23 protein-coding genes are annotated in these 22,246 nt (G+C 73.7%); 13 read left to right on the forward strand and 10 right to left on the reverse strand.

Annotated elements, in window-relative coordinates:
• Positions 1-9: 9 nt before the first annotated feature.
• Positions 10-1,020, reverse strand: coding sequence for a heavy metal transporter (locus ACFYMO_RS16050; protein WP_366773951.1), 1,011 nt, complete (start codon positions 1,018-1,020; stop codon positions 10-12).
• Between the two features lie 173 nt (positions 1,021-1,193).
• Between ACFYMO_RS16050 and dapE the strand changes: the two genes are divergently transcribed.
• Together dapE and ACFYMO_RS16060 are read left to right on the forward strand one after the other, a co-directional pair.
• On the forward strand, positions 1,194-2,273 hold the full coding sequence (dapE, locus tag ACFYMO_RS16055; protein ID WP_366773903.1) for a succinyl-diaminopimelate desuccinylase: 1,080 nt from the start codon (positions 1,194-1,196) through the stop codon (positions 2,271-2,273).
• A 136-nt stretch (positions 2,274-2,409) separates the two neighbouring features.
• On the forward strand, positions 2,410-3,198 hold the full coding sequence (locus ACFYMO_RS16060) for a TIGR00730 family Rossman fold protein (protein ID WP_366773904.1): 789 nt from the start codon (positions 2,410-2,412) through the stop codon (positions 3,196-3,198).
• 61 nt (positions 3,199-3,259) lie between these two features.
• Here ACFYMO_RS16060 and folP read toward each other — a convergent pair whose 3' ends face one another.
• Positions 3,260-4,150, reverse strand: coding sequence for a dihydropteroate synthase (folP, locus tag ACFYMO_RS16065; protein ID WP_366773905.1), 891 nt, complete (start codon positions 4,148-4,150; stop codon positions 3,260-3,262).
• A gap of 148 nt (positions 4,151-4,298) precedes the next feature.
• Between folP and ACFYMO_RS16070 the strand changes: the two genes are divergently transcribed.
• Both ACFYMO_RS16070 and ACFYMO_RS16075 read left to right on the forward strand, forming a co-directional pair.
• Entirely contained in the window at positions 4,299-4,766 is a 468-nt protein-coding gene (locus ACFYMO_RS16070) for a DivIVA domain-containing protein (protein ID WP_366773906.1), read from the forward strand.
• Positions 4,763-5,389, forward strand: a complete 627-nt coding sequence (locus tag ACFYMO_RS16075) for a DNA-3-methyladenine glycosylase I (RefSeq protein WP_366773907.1) — start codon at positions 4,763-4,765, stop codon at positions 5,387-5,389. The genes ACFYMO_RS16070 and ACFYMO_RS16075 overlap by 4 nt, the downstream gene beginning before the upstream one ends.
• 57 nt (positions 5,390-5,446) lie before the next feature.
• Here the strand turns inward: ACFYMO_RS16075 and ACFYMO_RS16080 are convergent, their stop codons facing one another.
• Positions 5,447-6,235 carry an enoyl-CoA hydratase-related protein gene (locus ACFYMO_RS16080; RefSeq protein WP_366773908.1) on the reverse strand — a complete coding sequence of 263 codons (789 nt, stop codon included), beginning with the start codon at positions 6,233-6,235 and terminating at the stop codon, positions 5,447-5,449.
• 310 nt (positions 6,236-6,545) lie between these two features.
• Here ACFYMO_RS16080 and ACFYMO_RS16085 point away from each other — a divergent pair, with 310 nt between their 5' ends.
• Positions 6,546-6,713: a DUF3117 domain-containing protein gene (locus tag ACFYMO_RS16085; protein ID WP_016469583.1), complete on the forward strand. Its 168-nt coding sequence runs from the start codon at positions 6,546-6,548 to the stop codon at positions 6,711-6,713.
• 180 nt (positions 6,714-6,893) lie between these two features.
• On the opposite strand, the gene ACFYMO_RS16090 is transcribed toward ACFYMO_RS16085, so the two are convergent.
• Complete coding sequence (locus tag ACFYMO_RS16090; RefSeq protein WP_366773909.1) at positions 6,894-7,589, reverse strand: class I SAM-dependent methyltransferase; 696 nt, start codon at positions 7,587-7,589, stop codon at positions 6,894-6,896.
• A 127-nt stretch (positions 7,590-7,716) separates the two neighbouring features.
• Between ACFYMO_RS16090 and sigE the strand changes: the two genes are divergently transcribed.
• The 5 genes from sigE (at position 7,717) to ACFYMO_RS16115 (ending at position 12,795) form a co-directional block, all read left to right on the forward strand.
• Positions 7,717-8,490, forward strand: coding sequence for an RNA polymerase sigma factor SigE (sigE, locus tag ACFYMO_RS16095; protein WP_360296606.1), 774 nt, complete (start codon positions 7,717-7,719; stop codon positions 8,488-8,490).
• On the forward strand, positions 8,487-9,527 hold the full coding sequence (locus ACFYMO_RS16100; RefSeq protein WP_366773910.1) for a zf-HC2 domain-containing protein: 1,041 nt from the start codon (positions 8,487-8,489) through the stop codon (positions 9,525-9,527). Before sigE ends, ACFYMO_RS16100 begins: the two co-directional genes overlap by 4 nt.
• Positions 9,528-9,649: 122 nt before the next feature.
• Positions 9,650-11,302, forward strand: a complete 1,653-nt coding sequence (locus tag ACFYMO_RS16105) for a trypsin-like peptidase domain-containing protein (RefSeq protein WP_366773911.1) — start codon at positions 9,650-9,652, stop codon at positions 11,300-11,302.
• 95 nt (positions 11,303-11,397) lie between these two features.
• A complete protein-coding gene (locus ACFYMO_RS16110) occupies positions 11,398-11,916 on the forward strand; it encodes a sec-independent translocase (protein ID WP_366773912.1) in 519 nt (172 codons plus the stop codon).
• A gap of 222 nt (positions 11,917-12,138) precedes the next feature.
• A complete protein-coding gene (locus tag ACFYMO_RS16115) occupies positions 12,139-12,795 on the forward strand; it encodes a hypothetical protein (protein WP_019354420.1) in 657 nt (218 codons plus the stop codon).
• Positions 12,796-12,883: 88 nt separating this feature from the next.
• On the opposite strand, the gene ACFYMO_RS16120 is transcribed toward ACFYMO_RS16115, so the two are convergent.
• The 3 genes from ACFYMO_RS16120 to ACFYMO_RS16130 are packed head-to-tail and all read right to left on the reverse strand — an operon-like array spanning position 12,884 to position 15,974.
• Positions 12,884-14,041 (reverse strand): Mrp/NBP35 family ATP-binding protein, encoded by a 1,158-nt coding sequence (locus ACFYMO_RS16120; protein WP_366773913.1) that lies wholly within the window; start codon positions 14,039-14,041, stop codon positions 12,884-12,886.
• 45 nt (positions 14,042-14,086) lie between these two features.
• Entirely contained in the window at positions 14,087-14,623 is a 537-nt protein-coding gene (locus tag ACFYMO_RS16125) for a DUF1003 domain-containing protein (RefSeq protein WP_366773914.1), read from the reverse strand.
• A complete protein-coding gene (locus ACFYMO_RS16130) occupies positions 14,616-15,974 on the reverse strand; it encodes a magnesium transporter MgtE N-terminal domain-containing protein (protein ID WP_366773915.1) in 1,359 nt (452 codons plus the stop codon). Before ACFYMO_RS16130 ends, ACFYMO_RS16125 begins: the two co-directional genes overlap by 8 nt.
• Positions 15,975-16,198: 224 nt before the next feature.
• On the opposite strand from ACFYMO_RS16130, the gene ACFYMO_RS16135 reads away from it, so the two are divergent.
• Complete coding sequence (locus ACFYMO_RS16135) at positions 16,199-16,963, forward strand: hypothetical protein (protein ID WP_388546879.1); 765 nt, start codon at positions 16,199-16,201, stop codon at positions 16,961-16,963.
• A gap of 43 nt (positions 16,964-17,006) precedes the next feature.
• On the opposite strand, the gene ACFYMO_RS16140 is transcribed toward ACFYMO_RS16135, so the two are convergent.
• Together ACFYMO_RS16140 and ACFYMO_RS16145 are read right to left on the reverse strand one after the other, a co-directional pair.
• The gene (locus tag ACFYMO_RS16140) at positions 17,007-17,573 is read right to left on the reverse strand and encodes a hypothetical protein (protein ID WP_366773917.1); all 567 of its coding nucleotides are present in this window, start codon (positions 17,571-17,573) and stop codon (positions 17,007-17,009) included.
• Between the two features lie 10 nt (positions 17,574-17,583).
• A complete protein-coding gene (locus ACFYMO_RS16145) occupies positions 17,584-18,711 on the reverse strand; it encodes a magnesium and cobalt transport protein CorA (protein WP_360296579.1) in 1,128 nt (375 codons plus the stop codon).
• Positions 18,712-19,284: 573 nt separating this feature from the next.
• On the opposite strand from ACFYMO_RS16145, the gene ACFYMO_RS16150 reads away from it, so the two are divergent.
• Positions 19,285-19,890 carry a suppressor of fused domain protein gene (locus ACFYMO_RS16150; protein WP_388546882.1) on the forward strand — a complete coding sequence of 202 codons (606 nt, stop codon included), beginning with the start codon at positions 19,285-19,287 and terminating at the stop codon, positions 19,888-19,890.
• 45 nt (positions 19,891-19,935) lie between these two features.
• On the opposite strand, the gene ACFYMO_RS16155 is transcribed toward ACFYMO_RS16150, so the two are convergent.
• Positions 19,936-21,156 carry an MFS transporter gene (locus ACFYMO_RS16155; RefSeq protein ID WP_366773919.1) on the reverse strand — a complete coding sequence of 407 codons (1,221 nt, stop codon included), beginning with the start codon at positions 21,154-21,156 and terminating at the stop codon, positions 19,936-19,938.
• A 256-nt stretch (positions 21,157-21,412) separates the two neighbouring features.
• Between ACFYMO_RS16155 and ACFYMO_RS16160 the strand changes: the two genes are divergently transcribed.
• Positions 21,413-22,069 (forward strand): DUF6758 family protein, encoded by a 657-nt coding sequence (locus tag ACFYMO_RS16160; protein ID WP_019354411.1) that lies wholly within the window; start codon positions 21,413-21,415, stop codon positions 22,067-22,069.
• The last annotated feature ends 177 nt before the right edge of the window (positions 22,070-22,246 follow it).

A 22,246-nucleotide genomic window follows, 5' to 3' on the forward strand; every position in this document is an offset into this window, starting at 1 on the left:
GCAGGCGGACTAGTGACCGGAGGCCAGCCGGAGCTCCACCGTGCCGCCCGCCGCACCCTCGCCACCGTCCTTCGCGCCGCCACCGTCCTTCGCGCTGCCGTCCCGGGGCCCGCCGTCGTCCTCCGCCGCGGCGTCCTCCGTCCTGCGCCAGCCGTCCGCCGAGCGCTCCGCCGACCACCGGAAGCCGCCGTAGGAGATCCGCTCGATGCGCAGCCGCTCCGCGTTCGCGACCGCCCAGTGGGCCAGCTCCCAGCCCTGGCGGCGGCCGTGTGCGGGCACCGGGACGACGGGCGCGGCCCCGGGCCGCGCCGCCGGGCGCGCCTCCGGGTACCCGGCCGTCCGCGGTACCGGGGCCGCGAGGGTGCCGGTGCCGTCGGCCAGCACGTCCCGGCCGAACTCCCGCACCAGGTGCTTGCGCACCTGCGCGGGATCGCCCGGCCCGCCGGGGGCCCGGCCGCCTGTCGTGCAGCTCAGCGCGGCGGGCCGGCGGCCGGTGAGCGCGCCGGTCAGCAGCGTCGCGTCGGTCTCGTGCTTGGCGTACGCCTGCGGATAGCCGCTGCGCTGCACGCGCTGGGCGGCCACGGTCAGCGGGAGCCGGGAGTAGCCGGGCACCTCGGCGAGATGGTCGTAGAACCGGCCCGCCGAGTAGACCGGGTCCTGGATCTGCTCGAACGTCCCCCAGCCCTGCGAGGGGCGCTGCTGGAAGAGGCCGACCGAATCCCGGTCCCCGTGCCCGATGTTGCGCAGCTGCGACTCCTGCATGGCGGTGGCCAGGGCTATCGTCACCGCCCGCTCGGGCAGTCCGCGGCGCGCGGCGACCGCGGCGATGGTCGCCGCGTTCCGGGCCTGCACGGGGGTGAGTTCGTAGTCGTGCGGAGTGCCGGAGCCGTCCGCCGCCGCGGACGCGTTCTTGCCGTCCGCGCCGTCCGCCGCGCGGACGGTGCACATCGCGCCGTCCTGGCCCGACAGCCCGCGCACCGCGACATACGCGGCGACGGCGAGCAGCACGGCGCAGGCCACGGCGATCCTGAAGGGTCTGCCGCGGCCCTCGGTCCGGGACGGACGCTCGGGCCCGTGGGGCGAGCGGGCCGGTCGTGAGAGGCGCACGCGCACCAAGGTAGCCGCTGGGGGCGACAGCGCCCGAGCCCCGGGGCGCGCCGGGCCGCGGGGGGCACCCGCCGTAGGCTGTGGCCATGCCTCACAGCGCACTCGACCTGCAGCAGGACGCCGCCCGGCTCACCGCGCAACTGGTGGACCTCCCCTCGGAGAGCGGGGACGAGGCGGCGCTCGCCGACGCCGTCGAGGAGGCGCTGCGCGCGCTGCCCCACCTGGGCGTCGACCGGTACGGCAACAACGTGGTGGCCCGCACCCGGCTGGGCCGGGCCGAGCGGGTCGTCCTCGCGGGGCATCTCGACACCGTGCCGATCGCCGGGAACCTGCCCTCCCGGCTCGACGAGGACGGGCTGCTGTGGGGCTGCGGCACCAGCGACATGAAGGCAGGGGTCGCCGTGCAGCTGCGGATCGCCGCCACGGTCCCCGAGCCCAACCGCGACCTGACGTTCGTCTTCTACGACAACGAGGAGGTCGCCGCCCACCTCAACGGCCTCGGCAAGGTCGCCGAGGCCCGTCCCGAGTGGCTGGCCGGCGACTTCGCCGTGCTGCTCGAACCCTCCGAGGGGCAGGTCGAGGGCGGCTGCCAGGGCACCCTGCGGGTGCGGCTGCACCTGCGCGGCACCCGGGCGCATTCGGCCCGCGGCTGGATGGGCGCCAACGCGATCCACGCGGCCGGGCCGGTGCTCGACCGGCTGGCCGGATACCGGCCGCGGTGGCCGGTGATCGACGGGCTGGAGTACCGGGAGGGCCTGAACGCCGTCGGCATCGAGGGCGGCGTCGCCGGCAACGTCATCCCGGACCTGTGCACCGTCACGGTCAACTTCCGCTACGCGCCCGACCGCGGCGAGCAGGACGCGCTGGACCATGTGCGCGAGGTGTTCGCCGGATGCGGGGTCGAGGAGTTCGAAGTGGACGACAGCTCCCCCGGCGCGCTGCCCGGCCTCTCGCATCCGGCGGCCCGCGCCTTCCTCGCCGCGGTGGGCGGCGAGCCGCGGCCCAAGTACGGCTGGACGGACGTCTCCCGGTTCAGCGCCCTGGGGGTGCCGGCCGTCAACTACGGTCCCGGCGATCCCAACCTCGCCCACAAGCGGGACGAGCGGGTCGAGACCGCGCTCATCACCCGGTGCGAGGAGCGGCTGCGGCGCTGGCTGACGGCCTGAGCCGGGTCCGCCGGCGCTCCCGGGCCACCTGCCGGTAAGCCGATCGACGGCTGCCGGCCGCCCGGATTCCCGACGGCACCCGTCGGCGTCCGCATACCCTGAAGCGGAAAGATCGCAGGCGGAAGGAGTGCCGTAGATGACCGACGAGACCGGCGGAGGGCCCAAGGAGCAGCGACTGGGGCCTGTCGTGCGCCGCCGCGACCAGGTGCAGTCGGGGACCACCGACCAGCGCCTGCTGGACACCGCGGGCCCCTCCGATTTCATCCACCAGGACCCCTGGCGGGTGATGCGCATCCAGTCCGAGTTCGTCGAGGGCTTCGGAGCCCTGGCCGAACTGGGCCCCGCCATCAGCGTCTTCGGCTCGGCGCGTACCCCCGCGGAGGCACCCGAATACGACCAGGGCGTGCGGATCGGCCGGGCGCTGGCCGAGGCCGGCTTCGCCGTCATCACCGGCGGCGGACCCGGGGCGATGGAGGCGGCCAACAAGGGGGCGCTGGAGGCGGACGGCACCTCGGTCGGGCTCGGTATCGAGCTCCCCTTCGAGCAGGGCATGAACAAGTACGTCGACATCGGCGTGAACTTCCGCTATTTCTTCGTCCGCAAGACGATGTTCGTGAAGTACGCGAGCGGGTTCGTCGTGCTGCCCGGCGGGCTCGGCACGCTGGACGAACTGTTCGAGGCGCTGACCCTGGTGCAGACCGGGAAGGTCACGCGCTTCCCGATCGTGCTCTTCGGCACGGACTACTGGCAGGGGCTGGCCGACTGGCTGCGGCACTCCGTCGTCGGCGGCGGCAAGGCGTCCGAGCGGGACCTGGAGCTCTTCCACGTCACCGACGACATCGACGAGGCGGTCGCGCTGGTCACCAAGGAGGTAGGTGGCCAGGTCCCGGCCGCCCAGCGCCCCGGACCGCCCGGCCGCCGGTAGCTCGCCCTCCCGGAGCTCCGGCTGCCCGCCGGGCGGACGACGCTCCTTCGGAGACACTCCCCTAGGCCAGCCCCCGGCGGGCCACCGCGGGCTGACGGTGGCCCGCGATCGCGGACACCATGTCGAGGACCTGCTTGGTCTCGGCCACCTCGTGCACCCGGTAGACCCGCGCGCCCAGCCAGGCGGAGACCGCGGTGGTGGCCAGGGTGCCGGTCAGCCGCTCCTTGACGGGGCGGTCCAGGGTCTCGCCCACGAAGTCCTTGTTGGACAGCGAGACCAGCACCGGCCAGCCCGTCGCGGTCATCCGGCCCAGCTCCCGGGTCGCCTCCAGCGAGTGCCGGGTGGACTTGCCGAAGTCGTGCCCGGGGTCGATGAGGATCCCGTCCCGGCGCACTCCCAGCTGCGCCGCGCGTTCGGCCAGCCCGAGCGTCACCCGCAGGATGTCGTCGACGACCCCGCTGCCGGCCCCCGCACCCGCCGGGTCCGGCTCGTAGGCGGCGCGGTGCGGGCGGGTCCGCGGGCGGGCACCGCCCGCGTGGGTGCACACCAGGCCGGCGCCGTACCGCGCCGCGACCTCCGCCAGCCGGGGGTCGACCCCGCCCCATGCGTCGTTGAGCAGGTCGGCCCCGGCCTCGCACACGGCCTCGCCCACCTCGTGCCGCCAGGTGTCGACGCTGATCACCACGTCGGGCCAGCGCCGCCGTACCTCCGCGACGAAGCCCACCGTGCGCCGGGCCTCCTCCTCGGCCGTGACCTCGTCGCCGGGCCCCGCCTTCACCCCTCCTATGTCGATGACGGCGGCGCCCTCGGCGACGGACTGCTCGACCCGGTCGAGCGCGGGTTCGTCCCGGAAGGTGGCGCCGCGGTCGTAGAAGGAATCCGGCGTCCGGTTCACGATCGCCATGATCACCGGCTCGTGTTCACCGAACTCGCGCGTGCCCAGGCGCAGCATCAGCCATCCTCTTCCTCTCGACGGTGCCCGCCTGCTGCCCGCACCCGCGTGGCCCGTGCACCGGTCTCCGCCGCCGACCATAGCTGTCACCGGGCCATGGCACGATCAGGGTCTGCCCGCAATCGGCAACCAATCGGGGAGTCCATCCGTGTTCGTGTTCCTGCTGCTCTCGCTGGTCGTGGTGGTCGCCGCGGTGACGCTCGCCGTGGTCGGCAGCGGCGCCCGGCCCGGCGAGGAGGCCCGCGGCGCGGTGGGCGGGCTCGCCGACGCGCCGCCCGACCTGCTGGACGAGCCGCTGCCACCGGAGCGCCCCGTCTCCCACGGGGACGTGGCGGGGCTGCGGCTGGCCGTCGGTGTGCGCGGATACCGGATGGAGCAGGTCGACGACGTCCTCGACCGGCTCGGGGCGGAGCTCGCGGAGCGTGACGCCCGGATCGCCGAGCTGGAGTCCGCGCTGGCCGGTGCCCAGGCCGTCGCGATGGGCCGGGCCGGGGAGGGGCGTCCGGAGCCGGGCCCGGTTCCGGACCCGGCGCAGGACGTGGGCCCGGAGGCGCGGGGGGAGCAGGCCGGCCCCCGGAGCGGTTCCCGGACGCACCCCGAGGAGGAGGGACGATGACAACCGGACCCGAAGCCGCCGCCCCCGAGCCCCCGGTCGGCGCCGCGGTGCCCGGCCCCGACGGTCGCGCCCGCTGCCCCTGGGGCACGACCGCGGAGGACTATGCGGCCTACCACGACACCGAGTGGGGCCGACCGGTGCACGGCGACGACGCGCTCTACGAGCGGCTGTGCCTGGAGGGCTTCCAGTCCGGTCTCTCGTGGCTGACGATCCTGCGCAAGCGCGAGGCGTTCCGCGCCGCGTTCGCGGACTTCCGCATCGCCGCCGTCGCCCGGTTCACCGAGGACGACGAGCGGCGGCTGCTCGCCGACAGCGGCATCGTGCGCAACCGGGCCAAGATCGGCGCGGCCCTCGGCAACGCGCGGGTCGCGGCCGCCTGGGAGCCGGGTGAGCTGGACCGGCTGGTGTGGTCCTACGCCCCCGATCCGGCCGCCCGGCCCGTGCCCCGCACCACGGCGGAGGTGCCCGGCAGCACCCCCGAGTCCGCGGCCCTGGCCAAGGAGCTCAAGCGGCGCGGCTTCCGCTTCGTGGGCCCCACCACCGTCTACGCGCTGATGCAGGCGTGCGGGCTGGTCGACGACCACCTGGCGGAGTGCTGGTGCCGCGGCTCCGCCGTCGGCTGACACATCGCGGGGCGCACCCGGTGCGGCGGCCGGCGGGCGGCAGCGGCGCGGCCGCGGTCAGCGCCCGGTGAAGCGGGGCTGCTGCTTGTGCACGAAGGCCTCCACGGCGATCCGGTGGTCGGCGGAGCCGCCCAGCCGCAGTTGGAGCTCGGACTCCTTGCCGAGCGTCTCGGCCAGCGAGTGCGAGGCGCCGTAGGCCAGGGACTCCTTGAGCGCCGCATAGGCTGCGGTCGGCCCCTGCGCGAGCTGCCGGGCGACGGCCTCGGCCTCCGCGGCGAGCTCGGCTGCGGGTACCACCCGGTTGGCCAGCCCCAGCTCCAGCGCCTCGTCGGCCTTGACGCTGCGCGGGAAGAGCAGCAGGTCGGCGGCCCGGCCCGGGCCCACCAGGCGCGGCAGCGTCCAGGAGACGCCGGAGTCCGCGGTCAGTGCCACTCCCGCGAAGGAGGTGTTGAACGCCGCGGTGTCCGCCAGGATCCGGTAGTCGCAGGCGAGGGCGAAGCCCGCGCCGGCCCCGGCGGCCACCCCGTTGACGCCCGCCACCACCGGCTTCGGCATCCCGGCGAGGGCCAGGGTGATCGGGTTGTAGTGCTCCTCGACGGTGTTCAGGGCGCTTCCGCCGCTCTGTTCGAGCGAGCTGGTGTGCTCCTTGAGGTCCTGGCCCACGCAGAAGGCGCGGCCGCTGCCGGTGAGCAGCACCGCGCGTACCCCGTCGTCGTCGGCGGCCCGCCGCAGGGTGTCGCGCAGGGCGGTCTTGGTCTCGTTGTCGAGGGCGTTCATCGCGTCGGGGCGGTCGAGCACGACCTTCGCGAGCCCCTCGGTCACTTCGTAGCGCACGGTGTCGGACATGCCTTCAGCATGACCCGGATCATCGGGCGCTGACAGAGCACCGCGCACGCTCCGCGGCCCCGGCGGATGTGACCTGCGTCAAACCGAGGGACACCGGTGACGGAGGGGAATTCCGGGCCGTACCGCGGGGCGGCCGCCGCATTGGGTGGGTTTGTGCGTGGTCGAGGAAGAAGAGATGTCGACCGATGTTGGTCATCGGGTCCTGCCATGCGGGATAATGGCGAAGAAGCAATGTGTTCGATGCCGGTGAAACTGTGCCCGCTTACGGGACCCCCGGCGCGATCGGCTGGTTTCAGGAAGGGGAACGAGCATGGCGGCCATGAAGCCGCGGACGGGTGACGGCCCGCTCGAGGTGACCAAAGAGGGGCGGGGCATCGTCATGCGCGTTCCGCTCGAAGGCGGTGGGCGACTCGTCGTCGAGCTGACACCGGATGAGGCGACAGCGCTCGGCGAGGAGCTGAAGAAGGTCTGCGGCTGAGCGCTCCGCGGACCGCCGCCCCGGGAGGCACGCCACGCGTGCACCGGGGCGGTTCCGTCTCTCCGGGTGCAGCCTCCGGCGCGGCCGCGCGGACGGCCCCGTGCCGGCCGGGTCCCGAACCCGGGCCGCGCCGGTCCCGGAGGCCCGGCGGCAGAGCGAACGCGTCGCGCAACGACTCCGTCACTCCCCGCGTTTGACCGCGCACAGCAGTCCGTCGCCCACCGGCAGCAGCGAAGGCACCAGCAGTGTGCTCTCCCGGACTGTGCGCAACAGCTCCCGCAGCCGCAGCACTTCCTGGGACTGGTCCGTGGCCTCGCCCGTCCGCCCGTCGGCGAAGACCCCGGCGAAGCAGATCAGCCCGCCGTCCCGCAGCAGCCGCAACGATTCGGCGAGGTAGTCCAGGCACTCCGTCCGGTCGCCGTCGCAGAAGACGAGGTCGTATCCGCCGTCCGCCAGCCGCGGCAGCACGTCCAGGGCCCGGCCGGGGATGAACCGCACCCTGTTGCCCCCGCTGCCGACGAACCCGGCGGCGCGGAACGCCTCGCGGGCGAACTGCTGCCGCTCCGGTTCGGTGTCGACCGTGGTGAGCACCCCGTCGGATCGCATCCCGTGCAACAGGTGCAGTCCGGAGACACCGGTGCCCGTACCGATCTCCGCGACCGCCTTGGCCTCGGCGGCCGCCGCCAGCAGCCGCAGTGCCGCTCCGGTGGCGGGGGAGACCGTGCGCAGCCCAGCCTCCTGGGCCCGGTCGCGGGCCCAGCGCAGTGCTTCGCTCTCGGCGTTCTCGACGAGCTCGGCGCCGTACGCGTCGGCGAACTCCCAGCTCGTCTGCCGGTTGCCGGTAATGGCCCTCTCCTGTCCCCGTCCTCCACGCAATCGTGACTGTATCCGTTGCCCCGGGAACCCGCAGTTGGGGCCGGGCGTTGAGGAAGCAGGGACCGCCGGGGAGCGGTCGGCAAAGCCGGGCAAAGTTTCTTATCCGGAGCTAACGGGAGATGTGGCTATGGTAGGGGCTCCAGTGGACACCACCAGAGCCGACAGGGGAGGTGCGGCTGCAAGCCGGGACCGCGGCGTCTTCTCCAGATTCCGCAGGTCGACGGGACAGCCGAAATCCGTGACCGACACCGCTGACCAGTCCCGCACCGCCGATTCCGCGACCACGGCGACTTTCGCGACCGATGCGGACGCGCAGGCGTGGACCCCTCCTTCCTGGGAGGAGATCGTCAGCAACCACAGTGCCCGGGTCTACCGCCTCGCCTACCGCCTGACCGGTAACCAGCACGACGCGGAGGACCTCACCCAGGAGGTCTTCGTCCGGGTCTTCCGGTCGCTGTCGACCTACACCCCCGGTACCTTCGAGGGCTGGCTGCACCGGATCACCACGAACCTCTTCCTGGACATGGTCCGGCGCAAGCAGCGCATCCGCTTCGACGCGCTCGCCGACGACGCCGCGGAGCGGCTGCCCAGTCGCGAGCCCACCCCGCAGCAGCACTTCAACGACACCCACTTCGACGCGGACGTCCAGCAGGCCCTGGACACCCTCGCCCCCGAGTTCCGTGCCGCCGTGGTGCTCTGCGACATCGAGGGGCTCTCCTACGAGGAGATCGCCGCGACGCTCGGTGTCAAGCTCGGCACCGTCCGCAGCCGTATCCACCGCGGCCGCTCCCACCTGCGCAAGGCGCTCCAGCACCGCTCGCCCGCCGCTCGCACCGAGCAGCGGCGCACCCTGAGCGCGGTGGTGCCGTCGGCCCGGGCGGGCGAGGTGAGCGCCGGGTGACCTCCGCCGAACACCATCTCGGAGACCGCCTCGCCGCACTGGTCGACGGGGAGCTGGGGCACGACGCCCGCGAGCGGGTGCTCGCGCATCTGGCCACCTGCCCGGGGTGCAAGGCGGAGGCCGATGCGCAGCGCCGGCTCAAGAACGTCTTCGCGGACGCCGCGCCGCCACCGCCCTCGGACGGGCTCCTCGCCCGGCTGCAGGGCCTGCCCGCGGACGGCGGCCTGCGCCCCGGGGGCGGTGCAGCCCCCGGTCCGGGCGGGCCGGGCGGCGGCGCGTTCGCCGCGCACGTGCTGCCGGGCGGCTCCGGCCGCTCGTCCTGGGCGTTCGACCACTTTCCCGGCGGCCGGACCGGCGGGCGCAGCCCACTCACCCCGCCCCGCGGCTTCCGGATACATGAGGTTCCGCCGCCCGACAGCGTCGAGCGGTCCGAACGCGCCGAGCGGGAGCGCTCGGCCTCCCGCGGACGCCGGTTCGCGTTCGCCGCGGCGGGTGCCTTCTCGCTGGCGGCCCTCGCCTTCGGCGGCACTCTGGCCTCCGGCGCGGCGAGCACGTCCGGTGGGACGGGCGGCGACAACCCCTCCGCCAACGCGGTACGCAGCCCGGCCTCCGGCTCCGGGGCCTCCCGGGACGGCAGACGGCGCGGCGGCGACCAGCGCGGGGGTACGCAGAGCACCCGCGGTGCGGACTCCGGCCCCACCTTCGCGCCGGTGGCCTCCTATGGTGCGGCGGCCCCCACCGCGCAGCCGAACGCTCCCGTGAGCATGCTGCGGCGCTCGGCACCCGCCCGGCTCTCGCCCGCCACCAACGCCTCCGGCTGGTACGGGGGGAGCGGCACGGCCGGCACCCTGAGCGCGCTGCGCGGTTCTGCCGCGCTGCTGTCCGGCGGGCCGAAGCAGGAGCCCGCCACCGAGATGCGGCTGGCCCGGCGGCCGGCCGTCCGGCACGACCCCTCCGTGCTGCGCTCGTTCCCCGGCCGCGCTCCGGCGGTGACGAGTTCGCTCCCGGCCACCGCGCGGGGCCCGGCCGGGCGCTGACACGGCGCCGGGTTGACGCGCGCTGGGCGGCGCGCCGCGTTCCTGGTTGAATCCTTCCGACGCCCTGCCCCCGGCCGCGGTCCGGGGAGGGCGTGAGTCGCGGGTGACCAGCTGGAGAGTGCATGGACGAGCCGAACGCCACCAGGCAGCAGCCGAAGTGGTGGAGCCGCCCACGCCGGATCCCGGACAGTCGGCTCCGGCCGGCGGTGACCGATCCGGCGGTGACCGGGCCCGCGCGGGAGCGGACCGAGCGGACCGCCCAGGCACCCGCCGGGGAGCCGGCCGCGCCGGGCACCGCCGGTCCCGAGGAGCCGGGGGCGGCCGAGGCCGGGGAGCCGGCTCCGGAGCCCGCCGCGTGCCCCGAGCCGCTGCACGGCGTGGATCCGTACTCCACCCCTCCCTACGGCGGACCCGGCCCCTGGGCCCCCGCACCGCCCGTCCAGCGTCCCGCGGCCACCCCGCCGCACGGTGTCGCCCTGCCGCCCGGCAGCACGACGCCGCCCCACGGGGTGCCGGTCGAGGGATCCGGCGGGGAGGTGCCCCCGGCGGACCACCGGAGCGCCGGAGCGCAGGACCCCGGCCGGCCGGCCGGGGAGCCCGAGCCGCTGCCGGTTCCGCCGCCCGCCGTGCCGCCGCTCCCGCCGCGGCCCCCCGTGCGGCCCCCGCGCCGCGGGCGCCGGATCGCGCTCGGCGCCCTGGCGCTGGCGCTGGTGGCCGGTGGCGCGGGCGGGCTCATCGGCGCCTATGTCGAGCGGAACGGCTCCGTGAGCGACGTCGAGCTGCCCCGTACCGCGGCGGCGGAGGGGGGTGCGCGGCCGGAGGGCAGCATCGCGGGGATCGCGCGGCAGACGCTGCCCGGCGTCGTCACGCTGCACGCGCGCGGCGGCGGCGCCGAGGCCACGGGCACCGGTTTCGTGCTGGACCGGCGCGGCCACATCCTCACCAACCAGCATGTGGTCGAGGGCGCCGAGTCCGCCGACGGGGTCCGGGTCACCTTCGACAGCGGCCGGACCGTGACCGGCGAGGTGGTCGGCGGCGACGCCGGGTACGACCTGGCCGTCGTCCAGGTCTCGCACGTCTCCGGGCTCACGCCGCTGCCGCTCGGCGACTCCGACGGCGTCCGGGTCGGCGACCCCGTCATCGCCTTCGGTGCCCCCTTCGACCTGGACGGCACGGTCACCACCGGCATCGTCAGCGCGACCGAGCGGCCCATCACGGCAGGGGGCGGGGAGCCGGGCGGCGAGCTGAGCTATGTGAACGCGCTGCAGACGGACGCGCCCATGAACCCCGGCAACTCCGGCGGCCCGCTGGTGGACGCCGGGGGCCGGGTCGTGGGGGTGAACAGCGCGATCAGAGGTGCGGGGGGAGCTCCGGGCCTGCCCGGCGGCGAGGGCGGCGGCAGCGTCGGGCTGGGCTTCGCCATCCCGGTCAACCAGGCCCGCCGGGTCGCCGAGGAGCTCATCAACGAGGGCCGCGCCACCCATCCGGTCATCGGGGTCTCGCTCGACATGCGGTACGAGGGCGAGGGCGCGCGGATCGGCGGTGCCGGCGGCCGCGGCGCGGTCGTGCCGGGCGGTCCGGCCGACCGGGCCGGGCTGGCGGCGGGTGATGTGATCACCGAGGTCGGCGGTAAGCCCGTGGCCGGGGGCGAGGAGCTGATCGTCCGGATCCGCAGCCACCGTCCGGGTGATGAGCTGGGACTGACCGTCCTGGACGGGGGCGTGGCGGGCGCGCGGCGGACGGTGCGGCTGACGCTCGGTTCCGCCGCCGGCTGACGCCGGGTGCCAGGGCGGGCTCCCGTTCGCGGGCCGCGGGCGGGTACCGTGACATCTGGCTGCAGGAGCCGTGGACGGAGTGAGGGAGCTGCGCGGTGTTCTTCGATATAGGACCACTGGAGCTGGTCGCGCTCATCGTGCTGGCGGTGCTCGTGTTCGGCCCCGAGAAACTCCCCAAGGTGATCCAGGACGTCTCCGCCTTCATCCGCAAGGTGCGCCAGTTCTCCGACAGCGCGAAGGAGGACATCAGGAGCGAGCTGGGACCGGAATTCAAGGACTTCGAATTCGAGGACCTGAATCCGAAGAACTTCGCGCGCAAGCACCTGCTGGACAACGACGACCTGGGTATCAAGGAGATCAGCAACAGCTTCGACCTGCGCAAGGATCTGGCCGAAGTCACGGACGCGGTCAACGGCACCGACAGCGGGGGCGCCGGCTCCTCCCGCGGTGGCGGTTCCGGCGGGTCCGAGCGGTCCGGCAAGAGCCTCCGGGGCGGCGGACAGCAGGCACCGGATCTGACCAAGCGCACCTCCGACGGGGTGAACGGCCGACCGGTGCAAGGAGACGTGCTCCGCAAGGGCGACCCGCCGCCGTTCGACGCGGACGCCACCTGACCCTCATCTGACGCCTCATCAGGCAACGATCCCGTCACCTCGGCATTCACACCACCGGGACATCTACGGCGTTTGCCGTCCATCTCGCCACCCGCACCACGTCCTGATCCACCGGGCATGACCGACACGGCGGACCGGTGTGGCTATCCTCCCAGTGTCGGGGGTCGCCGTCCGAGGAGCTCGGCTGCCCGGGCAACAGGGCAATGAGGAGGCGTCGCACAGATGGAGACGACGAGTCGGCCGGCCGGTGAATCCGGGCCCGCCGCACAGGGGGTACCCGGCGCGCGGCGGGCTGTGGACGACTACCTGATGGCTGCCTTTCCGTGGTACGGCCTGGATGCCGCCTTCACCGGACCGCGCTGGCTGATGCAGGTCGGCACGGCGGCCGACGGCACGGTCGAGCACGGTTCCACCGGCCACGGCGAAGAGCCCTCCCTCCGTGTCGAGACCACCCCCGAGGACGAGAGCTTCGCCGTCGTCGTCACCCTCGCCAGCCGCCCCGTGCGGCGCAGCGGTGACGGCACCGGCACACTGGAGGCCACCTCCGTCTCCACCGCCGCCTGGCTGGCGGGCTCGGGGCTGCTCTCGTGCAGCTTCCCGATGGAGATGGACCGCAGCCTGCGGCAGGACTGGCTCGACCAGCAGACCGGCGTCGCCTGGGAACTCGCAGACGACCTGGACGGCTCCGGCTGGAGCAGCCTCTCGCTGCCGGTGGACGGCATCCCCACCGACTTCCACTACCGCGAGTCCGCGTACGGCTGGGTGCTCGCCGGCTCGGCCCAGGAAGGCGTCCACCTGGGTGCCTACGGGCGCGGGATGAGCGCCTACGGACTCGGCTTCGCCGTGGTGAAGGACATCACGGAATACGAGCGGGGCTGACCGCCCGGCAGGGCGGGCCGGCGCGCCGACCCCCGCCCGGTGCTCACCGCACGGGGGTCGCGCGGCGCCGTACGGGCGCCTCGCGGCCTCAGAACTTGTTGCTCGGGGTGAGGCCCAGGGACATGCCCGACAGGCCGCGCTGGCGCGAGCTGAGCTTGTCGGCGACGGTGCGCAGCGCCTTCCCGGCAGGGGAGTCCGGGTCGCTGAGGACCACCGGCTTGCCCTCGTCCCCGCCCTCGCGCAGCCGCAGGTCGATCGGGATGCCGCCGAGCACCGGCACCTCGGCGCCGGTGGTGCGGGTCAGCCCCTCGGCCACCTTCTGGCCGCCGCCGGTGCCGAAGACGTCGACCATCTCGTCGCAGTGCGGGCACGGCATGCCGGACATGTTCTCGATCACGCCGACGATCTTCTGGTGGGTCTGCACGGCGATGGATCCGGCGCGCTCGGCGACCTCGGCCGCCGCCTGCTGCGGGGTCGTCACCACCAGGATCTCCGCGTTCGGCACGAGCTGGGCCACCGAGATCGCGATGTCCCCGGTGCCGGGCGGCAGGTCCAGCAGCAGCACGTCCAGATCGCCCCAGTAGACATCGGCCAGGAACTGCTGGAGCGCGCGGTGCAGCATCGGTCCGCGCCACACAACCGGCGCGTTGCCCGGGGTGAACATCCCGATCGAGATCACCTTCACGCCGTGTGCGGACGGCGGCATGATCATGTCCTCGACCTGGGTCGGACGCCCGTCCGCGCCCAGCATCCGGGGGACCGAGTGGCCGTAGATGTCGGCGTCCACCACGCCGACCTTCATCCCGTCGGCGGCCAGCGCCGCGGCCAGGTTCACCGTCACCGAGGACTTGCCGACCCCGCCCTTGCCGGAGGCCACGCAGTACACCCGGGTCAGTGAGCCGGGCTGGGCGAAGGGGACCTCCCGCTCGGCGGTGCCGCCCCGCAGGGAGGCCGCCAGCTCGCGGCGCTGCTCGTCGCTCATCACGTCCAGTTCGACGCTGACGGAGGTGACCCCCGGCACCCGCTGCACGGCCTCGGTCACGTTCGCGGTGATGGTCTCGCGCAGCGGACAGCCGGAGACCGTCAGATAGACCCCGACGTCGACCGCGCCACCGGGCGCGATGCCGATGGATTTGACCATCCCCAGGTCGGTGATCGGCCGGTGGATCTCCGGGTCGTTCACCGTCGCGAGCGCAGCGCGCACCGCGTCTTCGGTGGGGGTGGATTCCTGGGTCTCGGTAGCCATGCATGCATGGTACGGCCGGGTAGGGTGCGTGAGCTAAGCGACCGGTCAGCGGTCTTGGTCACGCTCGCCGGACCCGGCCGGTCCGCGGCCGGCGGCTGCTCCCGGCCGGTCCTGCTGTTCCAGGTCCTTGACCAGCTCCGCCAGTTCCGAGCGGATCCAGTCCCGGGTGGCCACCTCGCCCAGGCCCATCCGCAACGCGGCGATCTCGCGCGCCAGGAACTCGGTGTCGGCGATGCTGCGCTCGTTGCGCTTGCGGTCCTGCTCCAGGTTGACCCGGTCCCGGTCGTCCTGGCGGTTCTGCGCGAGCAGGATGAGCGGGGCCGCGTAGGACGCCTGGAGGGACAGGGCCAGCGTCAGGAAGATGAACGGGTACTCGTCGAACTTCAGACCGTCCGGGGCGACGATGTTCCAGCCCATCCAGACGATGATCACGACCGTCATCCACACCAGGAAGCGGCCGGTGCCCAGGAACCGCGCGATCCGCTCCGAGGCCCGTCCGAAGGTGTCCGGATCGTAGGCCGGCAGCAGCGTGCGCCGGGGCGCACGCGGTACGTCCAGCCGTGGTCCCTCCCGCTCAGCCATCCTCCGGCTCCCTCCCGTCGGGTCCGCGCGCCGCGCCGGCCGGTGCGGCGGGCGCCTCGGGCCGCTCGTGGGGTCCCGGCGCGAAGCCGGGCAGCCCGCCCTCGGCCGCCGCCTCGCGCCAGCCCTCCGGCAGCAGGTCGTCCAGCACGTCGTCGACCGTGACGGCGCCCAGCAGATGGCCGCCCTCGTCCACCACGGGCGCCGAGACGATGTTGTACGCCGCCAGATAGCTCGTCAGCGCGGGCACCGAGGCGGTCGGCGGCAGCGGTCGCAGGTCGGCGTCGACGAGTGCGCCGACCAGGGCGAACGGCGGTTCGCGCAGCAGCCGTTGGAAGTGCACGACGCCCAGATACTTGCCGGTGGGGGTCTCGTCCGGCGGCCGGCAGACGTAGACCTGGGAGGCCAGCGGCGCCGGGAGGTCCTCGACGCGCACCCGGGCCAGCGCCTCGGCGACGCTCGCGTCCGGGCGCAGCACGATCGGCTCGGTTGTCATCAGGCTGCCCGCCGTGCCCTCCTCGTAGGACAGCAGTCGCCGCACCGGTGCCGCCTCCTGGGGCTGCATCAGGTCCAGCAGGCGCTCCTTGTCCTCCTCCGGGAGCTCGCCGAGCAGGTCGGCCGCGTCGTCGGGGTCCATCGCCTCCAGCACGAGCGCCGCCCGCTCGTCGGCGAGCTTGTTGATGATCTCCACCTGGTCGTCGTCCGGCAGCTCCTCCAGCACGTCGGCGAGGCGGTCGTCGTGGAGCGCCGCGGCCACCTCGGCCCGGCGCTTCTCGGAGAGGTGGTGCAGGACGTTGGCCAGGTCCGCCGGGCGCAGCTGCTCGAAGGTGGCCAGCAGGTTGGCGGTGCCCTGCTCGGGCTCCTCCAGATTGAAGCCGGTCACCGCGTCCCACTCGACGGTGAGTGCCTCGCCGCGCCGGGCCCGCAGCCCGCCGCCCTTGCGGCCCTTGCGGACGAAGAGCCGGTCGATCTCCCAGTCGCGGCGTGCGGGCAGCCGCTGGAGGCCGACGTCCAGGACGGTGACCTCCTCGCCGGTCTCCACCAGCGTCACCTGGCGGTCCAGCAGCTCGCCGAGGACCAGCCGCTCGTTGGGCCGCCGCTCGAAGCGCCGGATGTTGAGCACGCCCGTGGTGATGACCTGGCCGGATTCCACACCCGTCACCCGGGTCATGGGCAGGAAGACCCGGCGCCTGCTGACGACCTCCACCACCAGCCCGAGGACGCTGGGCAGCCTGCGCCGGCCACCGAGCAGCGCCACCACGTCGCGGACCCTGCCGACCTGGTCGCCGTTCGGGTCGAAGACCGCGGTACCGGCCAGGTGCGAGACGAAGACCCGGGGGGCGCTCGCCGCCATGAGCCGCCTCCCTTCTCGGTCCCGCGGACCGCTCGCCGAGGTATCAGACCTTTCGTGCGCTTTGTACCTTTACCTCACTCATACAGGTATATGACAGATTCAGGCTAGCGTGACGGGCGCCACAGCCGCCGCAGCCGAGTGGTCCGGACGGCTCCCTTCCGGGGAGCCGCCTCCGTCCGGGTAGGGTGCCCTCTTGCCGCCGCCGACCACAGGAGGAACCCCTCGTGACTGGACGCGCCCGCGCACCCCGGAGTGCAGCGCTGCTCGCTCTCTTCTGCGTCGGAGCGAGTACGGCACTGAGCGGCTGCGGGAGTGAGGATCCGGACGCGGGCACCAATGGCGTCGGCAAGCTCTCGGCGGCGAAGATCGAGCGGAAGGCGAAGGCGGCGGCCAAGGGTGCCGAGGCCGTGCGGGTCTCCGGCAAGGTCGTCAGCAAAGGCCGCACCTACCGCCTCAAGATGCGGCTGAAGGAGAGCGGCGGCGTCGGCGAGGTCTCCGCCGAGGGAGGCACCACCTTCCAGCTGCTGCGCACCGGCCGCGACCTCTACCTCAAGGCGGGCACCGACTTCTGGGCCCGCCAGGAGGGCGGCAAGGAGCCCAGCAAGAGCGATGTCGCGGCCGCGGGCAAGCTCAAGGGCAAGTATGTGAAGGTCCCCGAACAGGACCCGGCCTACAAGCAGTTGAGTGTCTTCACCGACATGGAGACGCTCCTGGAGGGGCTGCTGGCCATGGACGGCAAGCGCGAGACGGGCGAGCGTGGCACGGTGGACGACACCAGGACGATCCGCGTCACGGCGGGCAAGGGCAGCGGCGGCACGGTGGACGTCTCACTGGAGGGCATGCCCTACCCGCTGCGGCTGCGCCGCGCGGGGGGCGCCGGGACCGTGCGGCTGAGCGACTGGAACGACGGCTTCCCGCTGCACGCCCCGGAGAAGGACGAGACCGTCGACTACGGCAAGAAGATCTCCTCCGGGCAGCACGGAAGCTGACCCGCTGCCGGCTGCCGCGCCGCCGCCGGGGCTCCGCACCGGTTCAGCCGCGGGAGCGGCTCCGGCGGCGGAAGAGCAGCCGCGGCAGCCCGGCGGGCCGGGAGCGGCGCGTGGTGGCGGAGGTGGTCAGCGGCGGCGCCGCCTGGGAGCCGCGTGGCATCGCGCCGGGGCGCTCCAGCGAATCCCCGGCCGGCTCCAGCCGCAGCACCCGGCTGTGTCCGGCCCAGCGTTCGGGCATGGTCTCGGCGTCCGGCGCGTTGAGCCGTTTGCCCTTCAGTTCGCCGACCGCCGCCTCCCACTCCGGGCCGTGCGGGGCGAGTTCACGTACCCGGGCCGGCCACACGACCAGCCGCGCGCCCTTGTCCTTGCCGCGTACCGTGACGGTGGCGCTGCCGCCGTCCGTCAGCCCGAGGTCGTCGAGCGGCTGTTCGAGCGGGCCGTCCCCGACCAGGCAGACGGCTCCCTCGTGCCACACATGCCACAGCCCGCGCGCCGGGCCCTCGGGGCCGCGGACCCAGACCAGCCCCGACTTCTTGGCCGTCTCCTCGATCAGCGCGCGGTCCGCACGGCTCTCCGGGCGGCTGTCGGGCTGCTGCGGCGTCAGGCTCATAGCCCGCAGGCTACAGCCACCCGTTGCGCTTGAAGCCCCGGTGGATGCCGTAGCAGATGGCGACGATCAGCAGCAGCACCGCCGGGTAGCCGTACTTCCAGTCCGTCTCGGGCATGTAGTCGAAGTTCATGCCGTAGATCCCGGCGATCATCGTCGGCACCGCGAAGATGGCGGCCCACGCGGTGATCTTCCGCATGTCCTCGTTCTGCGCGACCGTCGCCTGGGCGAGGTTCGCCTGGAGGATCGAGTTGAGCAGGTCGTCGAAGCCCAGCACCTGCTCGTTGACCCGGGTCAGGTGGTCGGCCACGTCGCGGAAATACTTCTGGATGTCCGGGTCGACCAGCCGAACCGGCCGCTCGCTGAGCGTCTGCAGCGGCCGCATCAGCGGTGAGACGGCGCGCTTGAACTCCAGCACCTCGCGCTTGAGCTGGTAGATCCGGCCCGCGTCGCCGCCCCGCTTGCCGTTGCCGGAGCGGTCGGAGAAGACGTCGATCTCCACCTCGTCGATGTCGTCCTGCACCGCGTCCGCGACCGCCAGATACCCGTCCACGGTCTGGTCGGCGATGGCGTGCAGCACCGCGGAGGGGCCCTTGCCCAGCAGCTCCGGGTCGTCCTCCAGCCGGTGCCGCAGGGCGCGCAGCGAGCCCTGGCCGCCGTGCCGGACGGTGATGATGTAGTCCCGGCCGGTGAAGCACATCACCTCGCCGGTCTCCACCACCTCGCTGCTGGCGGTCAGTTCGGCGTGCTCCACGTAGTGCACCGTCTTGAAGACGGTGAACAGGCTCTCGTCGTACCGCTCCAGCTTCGGCCGCTGGTGCGCGTGCACCGCGTCCTCGACGGCCAGCGGGTGCAGGCCGTACTCCTGGGCGATACCGGAGAACTCCTCCTCGGTCGGCTCGTGCAGACCGATCCACACGAAGCCGCGGCGGCCCTGCCCCTCGGGGGACCGCACCTTGCGCAGTGCCTGGGCCGGGGTGAGCTGCTCGGTGTCGCGGCGGCCGTCCAGGTAGACGCCGCAGTCCACGACGGCGCTGCTGGTGGCCGCGCCGACGCGCTCGTATCCGAAGCCGTATCCCGGCCGGTTGTCCTTGCGCAGCGCCGGGCGCACGACGGCGCGCAGCTCTCGGATCATCGACATGTGGGCCCTCCACGGTGCCGTGCCATGCCGTCGCGAACCGGGCCGAGGCGTCGTGCTGCCCGGAACGGGGGCCTACGGGCCACCACCCGGAGGTCCGCAAAGCGGGCACCACACGCAGGCCGTGGGAGACGGCGATCGCTGACTGACGGAACAATGCGAAACTGCGAGACGCGGACGCTCTTCCGCCGTGCGCACCCCGGGAGGAACCCCATCGGTCCTCGGGGAAAGGTGTGCGCGCTGTGGCCGCGGGGGACTAGGTCCCTGGTGGTGCGGTCACTGCCGGACAGGAAGAACGGCCGGTACTGCACGGTCGACTCGGATCCATGTCAGTCCCACCTCCTCCGGCCGGTCCCCTGTGGGGGACGATCTGTACACACCTTGACCGGCAGCCAACGGTAGCACTGCGCGAACCCTCCGCGTGCCCGGCGTGACCGCTCCCGGCGGCCTTTGCCCGTTCCTTACCCGCCGTCGGCCGGGCTCCTCGCCGGCCCCCGGATTCCCCCCGCCCCGCACCCGCGCGCTCACCCCGGTGCCGCTCCGCGGGGCGCTCGCCGTCCGCTCTATGCTCGCCGGATGGACGACGTGCTGACTCTGGTCGACGCCCGGCTGCGCGAGGCCCTCGGCGAGCCCGACGCCCGCGCCTCGGTCACCTTCCTGGGGGCCGAGCGCATCGAGGTGCTGCGGTTCCTGGACGCCGCGGCGGGCACCGTGCGATACGCCACCCTCGGCATGTCGGCCGGACCCATGACCGACCCGGCGCAGGCGCTGGCCGACCCCGAAGTGGGGCCGCGCGCCGAACTGCTGCTGACCGTGGGGCCCGGGAGCGGGGAGACGGGCGCTGAGACCGACAAGGTCCTGCGCCCGTTGGCCGTGCTGGCCGCCTCGCCCCAGGTGGAGGGCGTCGTCGTGGCCCCGGGCGCCTCCTTGGACACCGGCGGGCCGCTGTGGCCGGGGGCGCCCTTCACCTCCGTGCTGGTGGCCGAACCCGGCGGACTGGTCGAGGACGTGGCCCTCGAACCGCCGCGCGAGCCGGTCCGGTTCCTGCCGCTGCTGCCCATGACCCCCGCTGAGGCCGCCTGGAAGCGGGTGCACGGCGCCGAGGCGCTCCAGGAGCGCTGGCTGCGGCACGGCACGGACCTGCGCGATCCGTTCCGCGCGGCCGTCCCGCTGGGGGAGTGACCGCGCGGCGACCGGCGCGGGGCTGCGGGCCGCGCGCCGCGGACGTCAGGCGCCGACCGGTTCGGGATCGGCGGTGGCCGGGAGCAGTTCCTCGGCCTCGGTGGTGAGGGCCTTGCGCCGGACGGCCACCACGGCGGCGCCGACGAGCGCGGCGAGTGCCGCGACCACGAAGGGCAGGTGGATGTCCGCCCACTCCTCGATCTTCGGCGCCAGGAAGGGCGCCGCGGCGGCCGCGAACCAGCGGACGAAGTTGTAGCCGGCGCTGGCCACCGGCCGGGGCGCGTCCGAGACCCCGAGCGCGAGTTCGGTGTAGACGGTGTTGTTGAGGCCGATGAAGGCACCGGAGACCACGGTGCCGGCGATGGCCGCGGTGTGGTTGCCGTAGCCCAGCACCAGCAGGTCGGCGGCCATCAGGACCAGCGAGGCGCCCAGCACCCGCAGCGAGCCGAAACGCTCCTGGAGGCGGGGCGCGACCAGCACCGAGAAGACCGCCAGCAGCACGCCCCAGGCGAAGAACACCGCGCCCGAGCGGTAGGGGGACATGTCCAGGACGAACGGGGTGAACGCCAGCACGGTGAAGAAGGCGTAGTTGTAGAAGAACGCCGAGGCGGCCACCGAGGCGAGTCCGCCGTGGCCGAGCGCCTTGACCGGGTCGAGCAGGGACGTCTTGCGTGCGGGCCTGGGCTGGTCCTTGAGGAACGCGGTGATGGCGAGGAAGCCGATCGCCATCAGCACGGCCGTGCCGAAGAACGGGAAACGCCAGCTCGCGTCGCCCAGCACGGCACCCAGCAGCGGGCCGCAGGCCATGCCCAGGCCCAGGGCCGACTCGTACAGCAGGATGGCCGCGGCGCTGCCGCCCGCCGCGGCGCCGACGATCACCGCGAGTGCCGTCGAGACGAAGAGGGCGTTGCCCAGGCCCCAGCCGGCGCGGAAGCCGACGAGTTCGCCGACGGAGTGCGAGGTGCCGGAGAGTCCGGCGAAGACCACCACCAGGGCCAGTCCCAGCAGCAGGGTCCTGCGGCCGCCGATCCGGCTGGAGACGAAGCCGGTGACCAGCATCGCCACGGCGGTGATCAGGAAGTAGGAGGTGAACAGCAGGGAGACCTGGCTCGGGGTGGCCTCCAGGCCCTTCGCGATCGAAGGCAGGATCGGGTCGACCAGTCCGATGCCCATGAAGGCCACGACGGACGCGCCCGCCGTGGCCCAAACGGCCTTCGGCTGGCGGAGGAGGTTCCCTCCGCCCTTGTCGAACGGATCACCACTCATGCTTGCCGCTCCTCCTCGGGTTCTGCCGCCGCGAGTGCTCCCGCGGGCCGGTGGTCGAGGATCTCCCGCGCGACGATGTGGTTGGTGTGTACACACAATAAATTAGCGAGTCTAATTAATGCAAATGGCATCTATGTGATCGGCAGGTCATCGGCTGTCTCGGCAGGGGTGGTTACACGCCGTGCTGTTCAGGGGTGGAGTCCGGGTGGGTGATCGTCCTTGACGGGACGGCGGCCCGGTAGGACCGTAAGGGCCCATGAGGGGCGAACCCAGTTGCCCGAAGTGCGGTGGCCGCATCAGGGCGCCCGGACTCTTCGCCGACACCTGGCAGTGCGGCGTGCACGGTGCCGTGCACCCGCTCCAGCCGGTCCTACCGCCCAGCGTCGACGCACTCGCCGTCGTGGTGGGCCGCACCCGGGTGCCCGTCTGGATGCCCTGGCCGCTCCCCGTGGGCTGGCTGTTCACCGGCGTCGCCTGCGCGGGCGACGACCGGAGCGGGGGCCGGGCCACCGCCGTCGCCTGCTCGGGGCCCGCGCCGCTCGGCGGCCCCGGCGAACTGCTGCTGATCGCCGAGGAGCTCGGCGTCGGCCTCGGCGCCCGCTACGCCGGGATCGACGGGCCCGACCCCGGCCCGGCCATCTGCGCGGGCAAGCCGCCCCAGGCCAAGGTGCACGCCGCGGGACACCCCGCTCCGCTGTGGCAGGTCGGCGGAGCGCCGGCGGACCGTGCCGTCTTCGCCGGAGAGGCGTGCGGGCTCTGGCTGTGGGCCATCGTCTGGCCGCAGGAGTCCGGACTGCTGCTCTACGACGAACTGGTGCTGACCGACCTGCGAGACGCGGGCGCCGAGGTGGAACTGGTGCCCTGCGGAGCGCTCTCCCCTCGGCTGATCTCCCGGCCCGCCGCGCAGCGCTGACGGCCCCGGGCCTGCGCGCCCCGCGGCGGCCGGGACGGCCCGCGGAGCACGAGTCCTCCGCCGTCGGGCCGGGTGGCCCCGCGGACCCGTCCGGGCGGCCCCGTACCAGGAGCCGGAAGCGGAGCCGGCCGGTACGGCTATCCTGGGTGCTGCTCGCCATGAGCCCGTCACACCCCG

It is taken from the genome of Streptomyces sp. NPDC007025 (assembly GCF_042869455.1).
GTDB lineage: Bacteria > Actinomycetota > Actinomycetes > Streptomycetales > Streptomycetaceae > Streptomyces.